At 52.5% G+C, this 341-nt stretch carries 1 pseudogene; it reads left to right on the forward strand.

From position 1 onward, the window contains the following. Positions 1–341, forward strand: a pseudogene (locus tag HMPREF2978_RS00145) (IS3 family transposase); the annotation flags it as partial.

The following is a 341-nucleotide window of genomic DNA, read 5'->3' on the forward strand; positions in this document are numbered from 1 at the left end:
TGGCCCTCTACGAAAACAATGAGGACCTCTCACTGAACTCAGCATCAGCAGAGCTCGGTATCAACCGTGCCTCGCTGCATTCTTGGATCAAGAAGTACGGCACCGGCAAACGTGCCCGCACAAAAAGCATGCGCGACAAGGTCCAAGCAGCGAATGATTCCGAACGGATCCGCCAGTTAGAAAAAGAGAACGCAAAGCTGCGCGAAGAACGTGACATCCTGCGCAAGGCCGCGAAATATTTTGCCGAAGAGACTCACTGGTGATCCGCTTCCAGTTTGTCTATGACCACCGAACCGAATTCTCGGTTAAGCGGATGTGCCAGGTGTTAAAGCTCAATCGCT

This window comes from Corynebacterium sp. HMSC074C01, from assembly GCF_001814605.1.
In the GTDB taxonomy this organism is placed as follows: Bacteria; Actinomycetota; Actinomycetes; order Mycobacteriales; family Mycobacteriaceae; genus Corynebacterium.